Here is a 19,652-nt window from a genome sequence, read left to right as displayed (position 1 = left end):
TTATATGTGATAGAATAATGGGGACAAGTTAAATGTATTAAAAGCTGTAATATAAGAAGTAATTTATGGAGGTTTAGATATAATATGATAAAACTAATTGCAAGTGATATGGATGGTACACTTTTAAACTCAAAAGGAAATTTACCAGAGGATTTTGATAAAGTTGCAGATAAGCTTATAAATAAGGGAGTAGTTTTAGTGGCTGCAAGTGGAAGACAATATTATACTCTTAAAAACACCTTTAGTAATATAAAAGATGATATGGTGTTTTTAGCTGAAAATGGAGCTTATGTTGTATATAAAAACAAGGAGTTATATTCATCTATTATTTCAAAAGAAGAGGTTATAAAAATAATTGAATCTTCAAGAAAAATACCAGGCGTTGATATTGTACTTTGCGGTAAAAATGGTGCTTATATTGAAAACACAGAAGAGAGATTTTTAACTGAGGTTAAAAAATATTATCATAAATATGAAGTTGTAGAAAGTTTACTTGAAGCTAAAGATGACTTTGTGAAAGTTAGTTTATTTGACAGTCTTGGAGCTGCTGAAAACTCTAATAAAGTTATGAACCCATTATGGGGTGAGAAATTTAAAGTTACTGTATCAGGTGAAGATTGGCTTGATCTAATAAATAAAGATGCTAATAAAGGTAATTCCTTAAAGGTTATTCAAAAGCTATTAAACATAGATAAAAATGAAACTATGGTGTTTGGAGATTATTTTAATGATGTTGAGATGCTTCAAGAGGCGTATCACAGTTATGCAATGATGAATGCACCAGAAGGAGTAAAAAAACATAGCAGATTTTTGGCTAAAACTAATGATGAAGATGGAGTAATGAGAGTTATAAAAGAAAAAGTATTAAAGGAAGCATAAACTTTGGAGGAAAAAATGGATTATAAAGAATGTATGAAGTATATACATGATTTAGGTAAATTCGGAATGAATTTTGGGCTTGAACGAACAGAACGTATATTAGAGCTTCTTGGAAATCCTCATAAACATTTAAAACTAATCCATGTAGCAGGAACTAATGGAAAAGGTTCAACTACATCAATGATTACCAGTGTTTTAATTGAAGCAGGATATAAAGTTGGTATGTATACTTCACCTTTTTTAGAAGAGTTTGAGGAAAGAATTCAAATCAATAGAGAGAACATATCTAAAGAAGATTTAGTTAAAGTTGTAATGGAAGTCAGAGAGATAATACCAAAAGTAATTGATGAAGGATTTCATTCACCTACAGAATTCGAAATTATAACCTGCGTGATGTTTAAATACTTTAATGATAAGAAGATCGACTTTGGTGTAATTGAAGTAGGACTTGGAGGGAGATTAGATTCAACTAATGTAATTAATCCTTTAGTATCAGTAATTACTTCTATAAGTCATGACCATATGAATATTCTAGGAAATGATATAAGAGATATTGCAAAAGAAAAAGCTGGGATAATAAAAGAAAAAACTCCTTTAGTTTTATATCCTCAAGAGGGTCAGGTTACAGAGGTTATAGAGGATATTGCTAAAACAAAAAACTCCAATATAATTTACACAATAAAAGAGCAAGTAAAGGTATTGGATTTTGTTCATGGAGAACATGAAAGTTATCAAATATTTGAAAGAGTTGAAGGCAGTAAAAAGAGGATATATGAGCTTCCTCTACTTGGTGAACATCAAATATTTAATTGTAATACAGCTATAACTACAATAGAGGTATTAAGAGATAACTTTAATGTTAATGTTTCAGATGAGCATATCTTAAGAGGAATAAAGAAGGTAAAATGGATTGGAAGAATGGAGATTCTTAAAAGGAATCCATTTGTTATAATAGATGGAGCTCATAACATAGATGGTATAAAAGCCCTTAAGCAAAATATACACAAATATTTTGAGTATGAAAAAATGATATTAATTTTAGGGATTTTGGCAGATAAACAAGTAGATGAGATGATTGAAGAAATTTGTCTAGAAGCTACTGAAGTAGTTGCTGTAACCCCTCATTCTGATAGAGCTGAACTTGCTTTAGATTTGAAAGATAAGATAGATGGTTTTGGAATAAAGACTATTGCTTTAGAAAACTATGAAGAAGCTTGTAAATACGCGCATAATAAATTAGGTAAAAAAGATATTCTTGTTGTAAGTGGGTCTTTATACATGATTGGAGATATGAGAAAGATAATAAGAAAAGAGCAGTAATTTTACTGCTCTTTCTCTTTATTAGAGGTATTGTTAATAATATGCAAGGAATAAGTTTTAATTAATGCCATGATAGGTACACTTAAAAACATTCCTAAAACTCCAAATAACCCACCGCCTATTGTAATTGCTAAAATTACTAAAAGAGGTGATAAACCAACCTTTTCGCTAAGTATTTTAGGTCCTAAATAAAAACCATCAAATTGTTGTAGTAAAAATATGAAAAGTAAAACTATAAAAGCTTTCATAGGGTCTGCTAAAAAGGTTAAAATAAAAGCCGGAATCATTCCTATAAATGGTCCAAAGTAAGGAATCATATTAGTTACACCAACTATGATTGATATAAGTAAAGCAAATGGTGCATGTATTAAAAGTAAACCAATGTAACATAAAACACCTATGATAAATGAATCTATTGATTTACCTATGATAAATTCAGAGAAAACTGAATTAGCTTCACTAAGGAATTCAAGTATTTCATCTTGTTTAGGGTTAGGAAATAAGCGACATATAATTCTTTTACTTATATTAAGCAGTTTTTCCTTATCTTTAAGTATATATATAGATATTATGAACCCAAAAATAAATTTAAAAAAAGAAGTAGTAAATTTAATTGTTGAACTAAAAAGAGAAGAAAGTAAACTGTTAATAAATACATTAATGTCATTTAAACTCTTAGTTAATGTCTCTTCTAGTCTATCTACAATTAGAGGATTTAAATAATAATCTTTATTAAATTCATTTATCTTATCTGTAAGCCAAACTTGAGTATTTTCTGCATACTCAGGAAGGTTTCTAAACAAGTCTCCTAAACTATTAAATACTGTAGGGAATATTATAACTACGCCTAAAGCTATTACACCAATTACAATTATATATGTAATTATAAGAGAAGGCACTCTCTTAATATTAAAACGTCTTTCTATCAATTTCATTAATGGATTAAAAAAATAAGCTAATCCAAGAGCCCAAAAAAAAGGTGAAAGCATAGACAGTATTTTGCTACCAAAAGGAATAAGTGAGCTTTCCCAACTTAAAATCAGTTTAAGCATTAAAATCGATATCAAAATAATGGGTATTAAATTAAAGTGGAATTTTTTAAAAATCTTCAATAAGCTGTCCTCCTTGACTATCATACTTAAATATTTATCATATAAACTACATTTAGTCAAATTAATAAGTATTAAGATTAAAATAAGAATAATATAAGAAAATTTGTATTAATAATAGGGGGAAATGGTGCTATAATTAACTGAATACTAACGCTAAGAGGGACTGATGAAATGTTAAATGTAAATATAAATCAAAAGAAGAGCTTAAGTCAATTATCTAGTGAAATGATGATGGATATAAAAGAAAATAGATATTTTAAATTATCTTTCATATCTGTATTAGTAAAATCAATTATCTTTATAATATTGATCTCAGATGATAAAGCAAATGGGGTTAATATTATGAGAATTTTTTATTCCTATCCACCTATTTTAGTATATTTTAGTTTTATAGCACTGTTTTTATCCTTTGGATTTTTATTTAGGGGTAAGGGGCAATATATTTGTTTTCTGTTCTTGAATATATTATTTACAGTCCTTGTAATAGGGGACTTGTGGTACTTTAGAAGTAATGCATCTTTTTTGACATTACATATGATGAAGATGACAAGTAATTTAGATAATTTGGGGTCATCTATAATTTCCATGGTAAGAGCTGTCGATATTCTATTTATAATAGATATCCCAGTGATGATACTACTTAAAATTAAGGATAAGAAAAGTAAATTTAAAAGAAATACATATAGTTTTTTAGCTTTATTCATACTATCAATTGTGTATTTAACTTATGCACATATAAAAATAGATAAATATGATAAAGGATTTACAAATCAAATGATTTTCGCAAAAAGTTGGAGTCCTAATCAGACTATGTCTAACTTAACCCCAATTGGATATCACATATTTGATTCTTATAATTATTATAAAGAATCGAAACCTTATGTACTTAATAATGAAGAAAAAGAAAATGCAGCTAACTGGTTTCAAAACAAAAAGGAAAACCTAGAAGACAATGAATATTATGGAGCCATGAAAGGAAAAAATGTATTAGTAGTTCAATGGGAGTCTCTTGAGAATTTTGTAATAGGGCAAAAGGTTAATGGACAAGAAGTAACTCCTAACTTGAATAAAATTCTTAATAATTCTTTGTACTTTGATAATTTTTATGAACAAACTTATAATGGTACAAGTTCTGATGGAGAATTAATAACTAATACCTCTGTTTTTCCTGTAAGAGAAGGTGCAACATTTTTTAGATATCCTAGTAATGAATATAAATACTCACTACCTAACGTGTTTAAAGGATTAGGATATGAAACAATAGCTTCTCATCCTGATAAAGGTTCATATTGGAACTGGATGCCTGCACTTAAGTCTATTGGATACGAAAAAACAATAGACTCTACGGATTACAATGTTGATGAGATAATAAACCTTGGAATAAGTGATCAAAGTTATCTTAAGCAGTTTGGGGATAAACTTGGAAGTTTAAAATCACCTTTTTTAGCTTATACAGTTACATTAACAAGTCATTCTCCTTTTACGGTTTTACCAGAGAAAGATAAGGAATTAAAGCTTCCAGACAATTTAAATAATACTAGAATAGGAGGATACCTACAAAGTATTAATTATACAGACAAATACTTTGGTAAGTTCCTAGAGGATTTAGATAAAAAGGGAATTTTAAAAGATACTGTTATTGTTGTATATGGTGACCATGAAGGAGTTCATAAATTCTATGATGACGAGGTTAAAGCTACATCAGGATTAGAAGATTGGATGAGGGACAATAATAGAAAAGTTCCTTTAATAATATATAATAAAGATATTGAGAAGAAAACACTACGTGTAAATGGTGGACAAGTAGATACACTTCCTACAGTAGCATATCTGTTTGGCGTTAACTTAGATAAGGAGTCAGATAAAACTATTGGAAGAAACCTTCTTAATACTAAAAAGGATTTTGTAGTGTTATCAACAAGAGAATTTATAGGTGATGAGAAAGAGAAGGAAGAGATGCTCAAAGCCATAGATTTAAGTGATATGCTTATAAGAGCTAATTACTATAAGGATTAGGTGAATGATATGAACAAAAAAATATATATTTTATCAATAGTACCATTAATATTCCCTATACTATCAAGAGAAGATATTATTCCTTGGTTGATTGCTTTATTTTTTGTAAATAAAAGCATACAAGCTATAAAATCAAATATTAATGTTAACAGAAAACTAGTTGTTAATATTACATCATCTGGAGCTCTTATTTTAGCATTTAATTTATTGGCTTCAGTAATACAAAACTATTTTTCTAAGTTATTATTATAATTATCAATTTATCCTCCTTTTTAGGAGGATTTTTTTATCCATTTTTATAATCGTTTCATATATTATATTAAAGGTTATAAGTAGGAGGTGTAAAGTTGGAAGGTATATGTGTTTGTAACATTGCATCTAATTCACTTTCCTTTATAGACATAAATGATTATAAAGTGGGAACCTGCCCGATTACTTTAGGAGAATGCCCTTCAGGTCCTCATGGAATATGTCTATGGAGTAAATTTATAGTAACGGCTAATAGCTACAGTAATTCTATTTCTTTTGTTTCGATAAGAGATAAGAAAGAACAAAAGAATATTTATGTAGGTGCTCATCCTAGTGATGTAAAAGTGTATTTAAACAAAATATATGTTGTATGCGGAGAAAGTAATAGCCTAGCTATTTATGACTTAAATGAAGAGAAAATAATAAAAGAAATAGCTTTAGATTTATATCCTCACAGTATAGATATAAATAAGTGTGGCATGGCTGCTATAGTAAACATGCAATCTAATAAAATAAGTATAGTAGATTGTAATAAGGATATAAAGATAAAAGACATCTCAGTTGGCGAATTTCCAACAAAGTGTAGAATTACGGATGATTCAAAAGGTATAGTTGTCTGTGAAAGTTGTTTAGGTATGCATGTTCCAGGAAGTATAACTAAGTACGATATAGAAAATGAGAGTATAGGATACAAATATAAAGTAGGATATGGACCAGTAGATTTTTTTACAATTGAAGATAAGATATATGTTTCTAATTTTGAAGAAGGAAGCGTTAGTATAGTGGATTTAAAGCTTGAAAAATTAGAGAAGATTAGCTTAGGAGGAATGCCAAGAGGTATACTTTTAAATGGAGATAAATTATATATAGCAGACAATTTCAAAAATAAACTAATAGTTGTTGATTGTATTACAAAGAAATTAGAAAAAACCATAACTTTAGGAAATGAACCTAATGCTATGGTTTATTATAATCTATTGTATTAATGAATTAATTATTTTAGTATAAATTTCAGAAGAATTTTCTTTCCATTTAGAGCATAAGTCAATGGCCTGTTTTTTTGAACCTACGCTTAGTTTTAGATCAATTAATAAGGAGTTATTTTCTAATGCTTTTAGAGTTACTATAAAGGAGTTATTATCATCAGGTGTGTAATCACTATGAATGGTTAGCTCCTTTTTTATTGACTCCCTTTTTTCAACTATATAACTATCTAAAATTGCTATTTTTGATTTAGAAATTCTGTCTCCAAAAAAGGTTAAAACATTGTCCCCTTTATCAGTTAATTGGATAAAATGTTTTTCATTTATATATTGATATTCTATAAAACCAGACGTGTCTAAATCATCAATATATTGCTGGAGAGTAAAATAATTTATAAAGCTTGTTTCTAAAACTAAATCTGTTAATTGAGTTTTAGTTACTGGATATTTAATATTTTTTACTATATATAATAGGATAAGCTTGTTTTCAGCTAATTCCAAAGAATTTTCCTGCATATTAGTCCCTCCGATATATTGTGATTTTATTCAATTATAACACAAAATATTGGGAGAAGTAAGTAATGATTGGTTAAGAAATGTAATATAATTTATAAAATCCATAAATAGGTGGTGAGTATTTGAAAAGATTAATTATAAAAAGTACATTGTTAGTCACGATACTTTTATCCTTGATGTTAATTAGTATATTAATTTCTAGAAATAGTAACTCAGCTTCAGCAAATGTAAATAGTATGCCTATTTATAGGGTTGATAGGGAGGAGAAATGGGTTGCACTAACTTTTGATGTAAACTGGGCTGAAAGAGATTACCTAGAGGAGATATTAAGTGTATTAAAGAAAAATGATGTTAAAGCTACGTTTTTTGTTATGGGGAAGTGGGTTATATATCCTGAGGATAAATCGGATAAACTTCTTGCAATTAAAGAAGGAGGACACGAAATAGAAAATCACAGTTATGAGCATCCTGATTTTCAAAAGATAACTAAAGAGAGAATGAAGTCGGAAATAAACAAGACAGAAGAGATATTTAAGAAGTATGGTATAGAAAATAAGAAGATGTTTAGATGTCCTTCAGGATCTTATAATGAGGAAACATTGAAGGTTGCTGATGAGATGGGCTACAAAGTAGTTCAATGGGATGTTGATTCACTCGATTGGAAAGAAACTGGAGAAGAATATGAATATAGTAGAGTAATTAACAATGTAAAAAATGGCTCAATAGTTCTATTTCATAATAATGGTAAATATACACCGGCAAATTTAGATAAAATAATAAAAAATCTAAAAAATCAGGGATATGAATTTAAGAAAATTGAAGAAATTTTGTTTGAGAAAGATTATTTCATTAATGGAGAAGGTATACAAAAAAATAATTTATAAAATTTAACAATTGTTTATTGAAAAATTGAAAACTATTGTATTATAATTGATATATATAATTTCTTCCTATTATTGGCTATTGATGAAATATATTAAAAACTAATGGAGAGAGGGGTAAAGATGGACAATTTAATGTTAAATAATAAGATTTGTTTAGAAGGCAGGGTTGCTTCAAATCTAGATTTTTCTCATGAAATGTATGGGGAGGGTTTTTACAGCTTTGACCTAGAAGTTCAAAGACTTTCTGATTCAGTGGATATTTTAAGTATAACAGTTTCTGAAAGATTATTAACAGACCTAGAGTTAAACCTAGGAGCAGATATAGTGGTTGAGGGACAACTAAGAAGTTATAATAAATTTGTAGATGGATCTAATAGATTAATATTAACGGTATTTGCAAGAAATATAGTTCCTTGTGAAGAAAAAAGCAAAAACCCTAACGAAATATTTTTAGATGGTTATGTATGTAAGGAACCAGTTTATAGGACAACACCTTTTGGTAGAGAAATTGCGGATGTGTTGTTAGCTGTTAATAGAGCATATAATAAATCAGACTATATACCAACTATAGCCTGGGGAAGAAATTCGAGATTCTGCCAAAGCTTAGAGGTAGGAGATAACATAAGAATATGGGGAAGGCTTCAAAGCAGAGAATATCAGAAAAAGATATCTGAAAATGAAATCGTGAGAAAAGTTGCATATGAGGTTTCTATATCAAAAATGGAGAAAGTTGATAAAGAAGAATCCTATGACTCACAAGAAGAAAATAAAGATGCATCTTTTGGTGCGTAAAAAAAGGCTAGATTTTCTAGCCTTTCTTTTATGTAGATTATTTTCTAAGATCATCAAGTAACTGAGTCTTATTTTTTGTTTTATCATCAACATATTTTATTATTTTTGCTGGAGTACCTGCTACAACAACACCAGAAGGAACATCATCAACAACTACTGAACCAGCAGCTACAACTGAACCTTTACCGATTTTAATTCCTTCAAGAATTACAGCATTAGCCCCTATTAATACATCATCCTCAATTACACATGGCTCTTTTGAAGGCGGTTCTAAAACACCTGCAACAACTGCGCCAGCGCCTAGATGTACTCTTTTACCAAGTTGTCCTCTAGCACCAACAACTGCATTCATGTCTACCATAGTACCTTCGCCTATTTCAGCTCCGATATTAATTACGGCACCCATCATAATTACAGCATTTTTAGCTATTGTAACCTTATCTCTTATTATTGCACCTGGCTCAATTCTAGCATCTACATCTAAAAGATTTAACATAGGAATAGCAGAATTTCTTCTATCATTTTCAACTCTAAAATGTTTAATCTTATGTTTGTTGTCTAAAATAAGCTTGGTTATCTCATCACTTTCTCCAAAAAGTATAAAGAATTCACCAGTGCCATACCATTCAATGCTTCCCATATCGCAACCATTAAGGTCTCCATTAACATAAACCTTAACAGGAGTAGACTTCTTAGATTCCTTTATGAATCTAGCTATTTCGTATGGATCAGTAAAATTATAGCTCATTTTATCACCCTTTCAAAAATATTACCATGTTTTGCATGGTATAATAAATAATTATAAACAAAAAAAGCCATACTTTAAAGGGGTAAAGTGGATTTAATTTGATTTTATTAAAATATTAAAGAATAAAGGAGAAATAATATGAAATTAGATAAAGGAATGATACAAGTATATACAGGTGATGGAAAAGGAAAAACCACTGCAGCTATAGGGCAAGGTATTAGAGCTTATGGTAACGGGCTAAGGGTAGTTATGATTCAATTTCTTAAAAGCAATGAAACTGGAGAGTTAAATGTATTAAAAAATCTTGGAGACAATTTCAAACTTGTAAGATTAGAAACAAAGAGAGGTTTTGTATGGACTCTTAAAACTGATGAGATAGAAGAGTTGAAAAAAGAGGTAATTGAGGAGTATAATTATGCAAAAGAAGTATTAGCTAATGATTCATGTGATGTATTAATCCTGGATGAAGTTATGGGAGTACTTAAAAATAATTTTTTAAGTGAAGATGATGTTTTAGAACTTATTAAATCAAAACAAAATCATGTTGAAATAATATTAACGGGAAGAAATGTACCAGAAAAAATTGCGGGTTATGCAGATTTAATAACAGAGATGAAAGAAGTTAAACATTATTTTTCAAAAGGGGTAAATGCAAGAAGGGGGATAGAGTATTAATGAATAGAAATGTAAGTAAAATAGAGATATCAGGTATAAGAAAGTTTTTTAATTTAGTAAATGAAGTACCAGATGCAATATCTTTAACTTTGGGACAACCTGATTTTAAAACTCCAGAAAGTATAAAAAATGGAGTTATACAAGCCATAAAGGAAGATAAAACAGAATACACATCTAATGCAGGAATATTACCTTTAAGAGAAGAAATAACAAGGTATCTAGAGACTTTAGGAATAAATTATAATAGCGATGAAGTATGTATAACTATTGGAGGAAGTGAAGGGCTATATTCAGTTCTATCTGCTGTTGTAGATAAGGGGGATAAGGTATTAGTTCCATCAATAGGCTATCCTGCTTATGAAAGTATAGTAACAGTAATAGAGGGTGAAGTTATAAATTATAATCTCAATGAGGACTTTACACTAGATTTTTTTGATATTGAAGATAAAATAATAAAACATGATATAAAAATAATGGTACTTTCATATCCATCTAATCCCACTGGAGCATTATTATCTAAAGAAGACAGAGATAGATTAGCTGATATAATAAGAAAATACAACATAGTGGTTATTACTGATGAGATATATGGGTCATTAAGTTATGATGAATATTATTCTATAGCACAAATAGAAGATATAAAAGAAAATATAATTTATGTAAGTGGATTCTCAAAGATGTTTTCTATGACGGGATTAAGACTAGGATATATATGTACAACTAATAATTTCATGAAAGAGATTATGAAGGTTCATCAGTATAATGTATCTTGTGCACCTTCTATAATTCAATGGGGGGTTTTTAATGGTTTTAGAGAAGCTTTAAAAAATTTAGAAATTATGAAAAAAACATTTGTTGAGAGAAGAGATTTTGTGTATAATAGATTTGTTGAGATGAATATAGATGTTATTCTTCCAAAGGGAGCTTTTTACATATTCCCATCTATTGAAAGCTTAAACATATCTTCACAAGAATTTTGTAGAAGGTTGCTTTTTGAAAGAAAAGTTGCGTGTGTTCCTGGAAATGCTTTCGGCAAAGGTGGCGATAAATATTTTAGGATTAGCTATTGCTATTCAAAAGAAAATTTATCTAAAGCTTTGGATATAATAGAAGATTTTATTTTAGAATTAAAATCTTAAAGCTTTGCTTTAAGATTTTTTTTGATTAATATGTGAAAATTAGTATTTAGTTTGAAAAATAGCAAAGGTAGCTTAAGGATTATGATAATTAAATAATGATTATTATGTGTATTTTATATAGAATTATGAGGAATACTAGATATGTAATTATAAAAAGTTACTAATAAATCATATTTTCTCATTGAAAGTTTTAATATTTATTCTAAAATATTAAAACTTAGTAATTTTATATTGATTATTATTAAATTATCATCAAATGGATTGAAATTACCCATTGAAAAATATGAAACTAAAAATAAGATAAAGTGTTTGAAAAGCATGCATATACAATCAGTGTAACGATTACAAACGCCTTTGAAATACATATTAAATAGTTAAAAAACCATTTGTTAATTTGATAATATATTAATATTTATAAATTAATATTAAGATAGTGTATTGACATTTTGGTTTTGTGTAATATAATAAATATAATTAAAAAAATACTTATTAAATTATTTAAAAGCTTGTATTAAAATTAGTAAATTATTAATGATATTAGAGAGATACTGATTAAATATGTTTTAATGTAGGCTAATCAAAGATATTATGTATATAATGTTTTTGGTTAACCTATTTATATGTATGTGTCTATTAGTTGTGGGGTGATGATAGTAGAATTGATATTTCATTATATTTAAGTAAATTTTAACGAAATTCATTTATCTTAATAAACTACATATAGAATAATAAGTGCTTTCATATAAACTGGTGCAAGAAAAAAATTTGAGGGGGTATAATAATGAAAAAAAGACTAGTTTCAATTTTAAGTACTGTAGTCGCAGCTACTGTTTTACTAACTGCATGTGGTACAAAAAAGACTACAGATGACTCATCAGCAAAGGCTGATGCAACACAAATCCTTAATCTTATAGGATATGACTATTCATCACTTGACCCAAACATAGGAACTGATTCAGAAAGTGCTACAACGGCAAAAAACGTTTATGAAGGACTTTATAGAGAAGTAGAGGAAAATGGGGTTCAAAAATCTGTTCCTGCAGTTGCAGAGTCTATGGATAAGAATGCAGATGGGACAGTGTATACTTTCCATTTAAGAAAAGATGCTAAGTGGTCAGATGGAAAACCTGTTACAGCAGATCAATTCGTTTATTCTTGGAAAAGATTATTAGATCCTAAGGTTGCATCACCATATTCTGACTTTATAGATATGGTAAAAGGTGCTAAAGAGTACAGAACTGGTGCAGATAAGACTGGTGATGGAGTAGGAGTTAAAGCAGTTGATGAATATACTTTTGAAGTTACTTTAAGCGAGCCAAGTGGATACTTTGAAAAAGTATTGTCATTCTCTAACTTAGCACCAGTAAGAAAAGACCTAGTTGAGGCTCAAGGAGATCAATTTGGTACTGACTACAAGACAATGGTATATAATGGACCATTCGTAGTAAGCGAATATCAAAAAGGTTCAAAAATAGTTTATACTAAAAATGACCAATATTGGGATAAAGATAATGTTAAATTAACACAAGCTAATGGTATAATATATCAAGAACCTTCTGTTGGAACAAAAATGTTTGAGAACAAAGAAATAGATGTAGTTGGAGCATCTGGAGATGATTTGGTTAAATTAAACGCAGATGCTAAATCTGGAAAAATTGATGTTATAAATGGATATTCACCATCAGTATTCTATACACAATTTAATGTAAAAAATGAAATATTAAAAAATGCTAAGGTAAGAAGAGCAATGTCACTTACTATAAACAGAAAAGAATTCTTAGATGTTGTTTACAAAAGATTTGTACCAGCTGAAGGTCTTGTAGCAAAAGCTGTAAGTATAAATGACAAGGAATATAGAGATCAAGTAGATGAACCTCTAAAAGCTTTAGCAGATTCAACTAAAGATCCTAAGGCTTTATATGAAGAAGGTTTAAAAGAAATAAATGTGGATCCATCAAAAGCAAGTGTTAAAATTTTATTTGGACCTAAAACAGCAAGATCTCAGCTTATTGGTGAGTACTTACAAAAGAATTGGAAAGATAAGTTAGGTTTAGATGTTCAACTTAATTTCTCAGTAGATGGACCATCATACTTCAAAGACAGAAATGCTGGAAAATATGACTTGGTAATTGGTGGATGGAGTTCAGACTATGATGATGTTTCAAGTTTCTTTGGAATATATACTACTGGAAGCGGTAATAATACTGGTAACTATAGTAACGCTAAATATGATGAATTAGTTAAACAAGCCGATAGAGAAATGGATCAAGCTAAGAGAACAGATTTATACAAAGCAGCAGAAAAAATTGCTGTAGTAGAAGATCCAGCTTTAGCACCACTTTATTATCAGGATGTTAACTCATTCACTCAAAAGTATCTTAAAGGATATTATGTACCTCACTTTAATGGATACTATGATTTAAAACCAGTATATATATCAGGGAAATAATTAATTGTTAAAAATTCTACAACAGGTATAGCACACCTGTTGTAGTTTGCTTTAAAGAGGAGGGTTCCAAGAATTGACTAAATATATAGTAAAAAGAATCGGAATGATGATTTTGACTCTTTTTATAATAGCAACATTAACATTTTTCTTAATTAATGCTATACCTGGTAAACCATTGGCTAATGCAGCTAAAGCTTTGCCACCAGAAGTACAAGCAACTTTTGAAAAGAAATATGGACTTGATCAACCTGTAATGGTTAGGTATCAAAAATATATAACAGGTCTTGTTACAGGAGATATGGGCATATCTATACAATACAAAGGTAAAGAAGTTACTCAAATAATTAAAGAACAATTTCCAGCATCTTTAAGATTAGGAATACAATCTATGATCATATCGACTATAATTGGTATAATCTTTGGTATAATAGCAGCATTTAAGAGAAATAAATGGCAAGACCATGTGATAATGTTCTTCTCAACATTACTAATATCAATACCTGGTTTAGTAGCGGGTTTGCTTTTACTTTTATATTTTGGAGGAAAGGGTGGTTTGCCGACAGTAGGATGGTATAACTCAACTCAAAGTTTTTTTCAAGGGTTTAAATACACCATACTTCCTTCGTTAGCTCTGAGTTTAGGGGCTATAGCAAGTAATGCTAGATTTATGAAATCATCAGTTATGGATGTTATGAATCAAGATTATATTCTAACAGCTCAAGCTAAAGGTCTGGATAGATTTAAAATAGTTTGGAGACATATAATTAGAAACTCAATGGTTCCTATGGTAACACTACTGGCTCCAAGATTTGCAGCTGTAATAACAGGATCAATACTTATAGAAAAATTATTCTCTATTCCTGGTATAGGAGGAGAACTTTTAGGTGCTATAACAAATAGAGACTATTCAGTAGTGATGTCACTTACTGTTTTTTTTGCAACCATTTATATAATATCTTTATTGATAGTTGATATATGTTATGTATTACTTGATCCTAGAATAAGACTTAGTGGATCGAAAGGGTAGGAGGAAGCTATGGCGATAAAAGACAGATTTACTTTAATAGGTATTAATAATGATGAGGCTAATGAAATTAGAAGACCTACCTTAAATTATTGGCAAGATGCTTGGAGAAGGTTAAAACAAAATAAGTTGTCTATGATATTTCTCTTCGTTTTAATTGCAATAATATTTTTTGTGTTATTCGGGACTAAGATTTCTAGTCATGGAATTAATGATCAAGACTATAGTGTTATGAATCAAGGACCAAGTTCTACATATTGGTTTGGTACTGATGCGTTAGGTAGAGATATGTTTGCAAGAGTTTGGGCTGGTGGTAGAGTTTCTTTATCCATAGGTATAATTGGGATGTTGATTGAATTATTGATTGGCTGCTTATATGGAGCTATATCAGGTTATTTAGGTGGAAAAGTTGACAATGTAATGATGAGAATAGTTGAAGTTCTTTCTTCAGTGCCATATGAAATATTAGTTATGTTATTTTTAGTTGTACTCCCAAAGGGAACAGGCACATTGATATTAGCTCTTTGTATTACTGGTTGGTTAGGGCTTGCTAGAATGATTAGAGGTCAAGTCATGCAACTTAAAGAATCAGAATATGTATTAGCATCAAGAGCACTAGGACAAGGACCATTAAAAATAGTCTTAAAACATTTATTACCAAACACAATCAGTACAATAATTGTTTACATGACAATGGACGTTCCAGCCTTAATATTTGCTGAGGCATATTTAGGATTCTTAGGACTTGGAGTTCAAGCACCAAATACAAGTTGGGGAGTGTTAATATCACAAGCCCAATCGACCTTCCAATATTACCCACATCAAATGTGGTTCCCAGCTGGAGTACTTTGCTTAACTGCATTATCCTTTAATCTTGTAGGTGAAGGATTAAGAGATGCTCTAGATCCAAAATTGCGTCAATAGGAGGGTTGGAAATGACAAAAATATTAGATGTTAGAAATTTAAAGGTTTCATATAAGACTTATGCTGGTGTTGTTCAATCAGTTAGAGGTGTAAACTTTCATTTAAATGAGGGAGAAACTTTAGCTATAGTAGGAGAATCTGGATGTGGTAAAACTGTTACTTCTAAAGCTCTTATGAAATTGATTCAAACTCCACCAGGAATTATAGATGAGAAATCAGAAGTAATAATAAATGGGAAAAATATTTTAAAGTTATCTGAAAAAGAATTGACTAAGATTAGAGGAAAAGAAATAGGGATGATATTTCAAGACCCTATGACTTCTTTAAATCCAACAATGACTATAGGAAACCAAATTGCAGAAACAATAATGATACATAAGAATATAGGAAAAAAAGAAGCTTTCGAAGAAGCTATTAAAATGTTGAAAATAGTAAGTATACCAAATGCTGAAAAAAGAGCTCGTCAATATCCACATCAATTTTCAGGTGGAATGAGACAAAGAGCTATGATAGCAATAGCTTTATCATGTAATCCTAACATATTAGTAGCAGATGAACCAACAACTGCACTAGATGTTACTATACAAGCCCAAATAATGGACTTAATAAAAGACTTACAAAATCAATTTAAAACAGCAGTTATACTTGTAACGCATGACCTTGGAGTTGTAGCTGATGTAGCTGATAAAATACAAGTAATGTATGCAGGAACTATTATTGAAAGAGGTACTGTAGATGAAATATTCTACAATGCAAAACATCCTTACACATGGGCGCTTTTAAAGTCAGTTCCAAGACTTGATACAGGGCATAAAGAAACACTTTATTCTTTGAAAGGAACTCCCCCAGACTTAATTAATCCTCCAGTGGGTTGTCCTTTTGCAGCAAGATGTGAGCATTGTATGAAAGTATGTAGAGAAGAAAATCCGGAAATTACCATACTAAGTGATACTCATGAAGTTTCATGTTGGCTTCAACATCCAGAAGCGCCAAAGATGAAAAGTCCAATAGGAGGGTTAATAAATGAGTCAGAAAGAAGATAAAGTATTTGTAGAAGTAAAAAACTTAAAAAAATACTTTGAAGTTGGTCGTAAAGCTACTTTAAAAGCTGTTGATGATGTAAGTTTTCAGATAAAAAAAGGTGAAACATTAGGTCTTGTTGGAGAATCAGGATGTGGTAAAACAACTTGTGGAAGAACTGTTATGGGACTATATGATGCAACAGGAGGAGAAGTTACTTTAGATGGAATAAAAGTTCACTCTCTTAAAGGTAAGAATAAAAAAGCTTTTGCAAGAAGAGCTCAGATAATATTCCAAGATCCATATGCATCATTGAATCCAAGAATGACTGTTTCTGATATTATTGGTGAAGGAATAGATATTCACAACCTTTATAAAGGTGAAGCAAAGACAAATAGAATATATGAATTACTACAAATGGTGGGCTTAAATAAAGAGCATGCTTCAAGATTCCCACATGAATTTTCAGGTGGACAAAGACAAAGAATTGGTATAGCTAGAGCTTTAGCTATAGAACCAGAATTTATAGTATGTGATGAGCCTATATCTGCACTTGATGTTTCAATACAAGCACAAATAGTAAATTTACTAATTGAACTTCAAAATAAGTTAGGATTGACATATTTATTTATAGCTCATGATCTTTCAATGGTAAGACATATTTCTGATAGAGTTGGAGTAATGTATTTAGGAAAAATGGTTGAACTTGCACCAAGTTTAGAGTTGTATGAAAAACCACTGCACCCATATACAAAAGCACTAATGTCAGCAATTCCGTTACCAGATCCTGAAACTAGTAGGAATAAAAAAAGAATTCTTCTAGAAGGGGATATATCAAGTCCTATAAATCCTAAACCTGGCTGTAGATTTGCAAGTAGATGCAAATATGCTAAACAGGAATGTCTTGAAGTTACGCCTGAATTTAGAGAAATATCTAAAGGGCATTTTGTAGCATGCCATATAGTATAGTTATTTTGCTACAAAAGAGTTGTTTTTCAAAATTTTTGGAAAGCAACTCTTTTTGTACCTCTAATATATAAAAAATAAACTAATTATAAAATATATTACAGAAAATATGTGTAATAGAAAAGACGAATAGTTTAAAACATTAGTCTTAGACCTTTGACAAGATGAATATTTTCAACGAGAAAAATATCCACAAAGTAAAACCACCAGCTGTGCTGGTAGATATTTATTTTATGCTTTTAAAAAAATAGTGGCTGTCGTACAGTAGTTTTAACTACTAATTCGACAGCCACTTGATCTTCTTAAAATTTAAGATTTATAACATCATCCATATCATATAATCCTGCTTCAGAAATTGTAGCCATATATTCACAAGCTTTTAATGCACCTACTGCAAAAACTTCTCTTGAGATAGCTTTGTGAGTTAGTTCAATAACTTCTCCAGCACCAGCAAAAATAACTTCATGATCACCAACAATTCCGCCGCCTCTAACAGCATGTATTCCGATTTCTGTATGCTCTCTTTTAGCAATTCCTTCTCTTCCATGAACAAACTTAGTTTCTTCACTGATTGATTTTTTTATAGTATCTGCTAAAAGAACAGCTGTACCAGATGGCGAGTCTAATTTCTGATTATGATGTTTTTCAACTATTTCTATGTCATAGTTATTATATAAAAATGGAGTTATTTTTCTTAATAGATTATTAATAAGGTTTATACCCACACTCATATTACCTGAGCGGAAAAGAGGAATTAAATTTGATGTTTCATCTATTAAATTTAAATCTTCTTGAGTAAAACCTGTAGAACATATTACAATAGGTTTTTTTGTTTTTTTAGAAAAGTCTAATAAACTTTTTAAAGCAGCTGCAGAAGAGAAATCTAATAGTACATCATAATCTACAGTACAGTCCTCTAAAGAAGTAAATACAGGATAATCTAGTTCATTAGTTTTGAACCTATCAATTCCAGCAACAATCTTTAAAGTATTAAAGTTTAGAGCGGTAGAAGATATAACTTTACCCATTCTACCTGAACAACCATGTAATAAAACTTTAATCATAATCTTCCTCCTATTTCATTAGTTTGTATTTTGATAATACATTTATAAGTGTGTTTTTATTGATGTCTTCCATTTCATAAAGAGGAAGTCTTAAATCTCCAACATTCATATTCATTAAGTTTAAAGCTGTTTTTACTGGAATAGGATTTGTTTCAATAAAAAGAGTATTAATTAATTCTAAATATTCAAGTTGAAGGTTCATAGAAGCATTAACATTACCGTCAAAATAATTGGTACAAATGTCATGAATTACTTTAGGGATAATATTTGATGCTACAGAAATGACCCCTTTTCCCCCTAGAGATAATATAGGAACAATTTGATCATCATTTCCTGAGTAAATGTCAATTTTGTCTTTTAGCTTGGAGGCAATTAGAGCAATTTGGCTAATATCACCAGATGCTTCCTTAACTGCCTTGATATTGTCAAGTTCAATTAGTGCTTCTAAAGATTTTGGAGTAATGTTCATACCTGTTCTTGATGGAACATTATAAACAACTATTGGAATTGATACTTCATCATTTATAGCTTTAAAATGATGATAGAGTCCTTTTAGAGAAGTCTTGTTATAATAAGGATTAATTATAAGAAGACCATCGACTCCAATTGATTCAGCCCATTTACTCATGTCTATAGAAGTTTTTGTGCTGTTGGTACCTGTACCAGCTATAACTGGTATACGTCCATTTACAGTATCTACTGTGAATTTTATAGCATCTTTTTTTTCACTTTCGCTCATAGTTGATGCTTCACCAGTAGTTCCACATATTATTATGGCATCTGTTCCTTCAGAAATCTGCCATTCTATTAGTTCTCTTAACTTATGAAAATTTACCCCTGATTCATTAAATGGAGTAACAAGAGCAACGCCTGCACCTGTAAAAATAGACAT

General features: G+C 29.8%; 19 protein-coding genes. 14 read left to right on the top strand and 5 right to left on the bottom strand.

What is annotated here, in order from left to right:
- Positions 1-84 precede the first annotated feature (84 nt).
- Positions 85-879: a Cof-type HAD-IIB family hydrolase gene (locus B3N22_RS13095; RefSeq protein ID WP_021801365.1), complete on the top strand. Its 795-nt coding sequence runs from the start codon at positions 85-87 to the stop codon at positions 877-879.
- Positions 880-894: 15 nt separating this feature from the next.
- Positions 895-2,199 (top strand): bifunctional folylpolyglutamate synthase/dihydrofolate synthase, encoded by a 1,305-nt coding sequence (locus tag B3N22_RS13090; protein WP_286907770.1) that lies wholly within the window; start codon positions 895-897, stop codon positions 2,197-2,199.
- Positions 2,200-2,201: 2 nt separating this feature from the next.
- Here the strand turns inward: B3N22_RS13090 and B3N22_RS13085 are convergent, their stop codons facing one another.
- Positions 2,202-3,311, bottom strand: a complete 1,110-nt coding sequence (locus B3N22_RS13085; protein ID WP_286907768.1) for an AI-2E family transporter — start codon at positions 3,309-3,311, stop codon at positions 2,202-2,204.
- 171 nt (positions 3,312-3,482) lie between these two features.
- On the opposite strand from B3N22_RS13085, the gene B3N22_RS13080 reads away from it, so the two are divergent.
- The 3 genes from B3N22_RS13080 (at position 3,483) to B3N22_RS13070 (ending at position 6,562) form a co-directional block, all read left to right on the top strand.
- Positions 3,483-5,327 (top strand): LTA synthase family protein, encoded by a 1,845-nt coding sequence (locus B3N22_RS13080; RefSeq protein WP_286907766.1) that lies wholly within the window; start codon positions 3,483-3,485, stop codon positions 5,325-5,327.
- Positions 5,328-5,336: 9 nt separating this feature from the next.
- On the top strand, positions 5,337-5,579 hold the full coding sequence (locus B3N22_RS13075) for a hypothetical protein (RefSeq protein WP_286907765.1): 243 nt from the start codon (positions 5,337-5,339) through the stop codon (positions 5,577-5,579).
- A 95-nt stretch (positions 5,580-5,674) separates the two neighbouring features.
- The gene (locus B3N22_RS13070) at positions 5,675-6,562 is read left to right on the top strand and encodes a YncE family protein (RefSeq protein WP_286907763.1); all 888 of its coding nucleotides are present in this window, start codon (positions 5,675-5,677) and stop codon (positions 6,560-6,562) included.
- Here the strand turns inward: B3N22_RS13070 and B3N22_RS13065 are convergent.
- Positions 6,551-7,075, bottom strand: coding sequence for a DUF4364 family protein (locus tag B3N22_RS13065; protein ID WP_073019874.1), 525 nt, complete (start codon positions 7,073-7,075; stop codon positions 6,551-6,553). The genes B3N22_RS13070 and B3N22_RS13065 overlap by 12 nt on opposite strands.
- 176 nt (positions 7,076-7,251) lie before the next feature.
- Here B3N22_RS13065 and pdaB point away from each other — a divergent pair, with 176 nt between their 5' ends.
- Positions 7,252-7,959 (top strand): polysaccharide deacetylase family sporulation protein PdaB, encoded by a 708-nt coding sequence (gene pdaB / locus B3N22_RS13060; protein WP_286907920.1) that lies wholly within the window; start codon positions 7,252-7,254, stop codon positions 7,957-7,959.
- Positions 7,960-8,079: 120 nt separating this feature from the next.
- Positions 8,080-8,751, top strand: coding sequence for a single-stranded DNA-binding protein (locus tag B3N22_RS13055; protein ID WP_073019873.1), 672 nt, complete (start codon positions 8,080-8,082; stop codon positions 8,749-8,751).
- A 37-nt stretch (positions 8,752-8,788) separates the two neighbouring features.
- Here B3N22_RS13055 and dapD read toward each other — a convergent pair whose 3' ends face one another.
- Positions 8,789-9,499, bottom strand: a complete 711-nt coding sequence (dapD, locus tag B3N22_RS13050) for a 2,3,4,5-tetrahydropyridine-2,6-dicarboxylate N-acetyltransferase (RefSeq protein WP_073019872.1) — start codon at positions 9,497-9,499, stop codon at positions 8,789-8,791.
- 138 nt (positions 9,500-9,637) lie between these two features.
- Here dapD and B3N22_RS13045 point away from each other — a divergent pair, with 138 nt between their 5' ends.
- The 7 genes from B3N22_RS13045 (at position 9,638) to B3N22_RS13015 (ending at position 17,699) form a co-directional block, all read left to right on the top strand.
- A complete protein-coding gene (locus B3N22_RS13045) occupies positions 9,638-10,174 on the top strand; it encodes a cob(I)yrinic acid a,c-diamide adenosyltransferase (RefSeq protein WP_286907759.1) in 537 nt (178 codons plus the stop codon).
- A complete protein-coding gene (locus B3N22_RS13040) occupies positions 10,174-11,313 on the top strand; it encodes a pyridoxal phosphate-dependent aminotransferase (RefSeq protein ID WP_286907756.1) in 1,140 nt (379 codons plus the stop codon). The genes B3N22_RS13045 and B3N22_RS13040 overlap by 1 nt, the downstream gene beginning before the upstream one ends.
- 781 nt (positions 11,314-12,094) lie before the next feature.
- Entirely contained in the window at positions 12,095-13,762 is a 1,668-nt protein-coding gene (locus B3N22_RS13035; protein ID WP_286907754.1) for a peptide ABC transporter substrate-binding protein, read from the top strand.
- Positions 13,763-13,835: 73 nt separating this feature from the next.
- The gene (locus B3N22_RS13030; RefSeq protein ID WP_286907752.1) at positions 13,836-14,789 is read left to right on the top strand and encodes an ABC transporter permease; all 954 of its coding nucleotides are present in this window, start codon (positions 13,836-13,838) and stop codon (positions 14,787-14,789) included.
- 9 nt (positions 14,790-14,798) lie between these two features.
- Positions 14,799-15,710, top strand: a complete 912-nt coding sequence (locus B3N22_RS13025) for an ABC transporter permease (protein WP_286907750.1) — start codon at positions 14,799-14,801, stop codon at positions 15,708-15,710.
- 11 nt (positions 15,711-15,721) lie between these two features.
- On the top strand, positions 15,722-16,753 hold the full coding sequence (locus B3N22_RS13020; protein WP_286907748.1) for an ABC transporter ATP-binding protein: 1,032 nt from the start codon (positions 15,722-15,724) through the stop codon (positions 16,751-16,753).
- The gene (locus B3N22_RS13015) at positions 16,734-17,699 is read left to right on the top strand and encodes an ABC transporter ATP-binding protein (RefSeq protein WP_286907746.1); all 966 of its coding nucleotides are present in this window, start codon (positions 16,734-16,736) and stop codon (positions 17,697-17,699) included. Before B3N22_RS13020 ends, B3N22_RS13015 begins: the two co-directional genes overlap by 20 nt.
- Before the next feature lie 299 nt (positions 17,700-17,998).
- Here the strand turns inward: B3N22_RS13015 and dapB are convergent, their stop codons facing one another.
- Both dapB and dapA read right to left on the bottom strand, forming a co-directional pair.
- Positions 17,999-18,760: a 4-hydroxy-tetrahydrodipicolinate reductase gene (gene dapB, locus B3N22_RS13010; protein ID WP_286907744.1), complete on the bottom strand. Its 762-nt coding sequence runs from the start codon at positions 18,758-18,760 to the stop codon at positions 17,999-18,001.
- A 10-nt stretch (positions 18,761-18,770) separates the two neighbouring features.
- On the bottom strand, positions 18,771-19,652 hold the full coding sequence (dapA, locus tag B3N22_RS13005) for a 4-hydroxy-tetrahydrodipicolinate synthase (protein ID WP_073019860.1): 882 nt from the start codon (positions 19,650-19,652) through the stop codon (positions 18,771-18,773).

The sequence above is a fragment of the Clostridium sp. UBA1652 genome (assembly GCF_002320975.1).
Classification (GTDB): Bacteria; Bacillota; Clostridia; order Clostridiales; family Clostridiaceae; genus Clostridium_T; species Clostridium_T intestinale.
The sequence above is the reverse complement of the archived record's forward strand: the minus strand, read 5'-3'. Positions and strand labels throughout refer to the sequence as shown.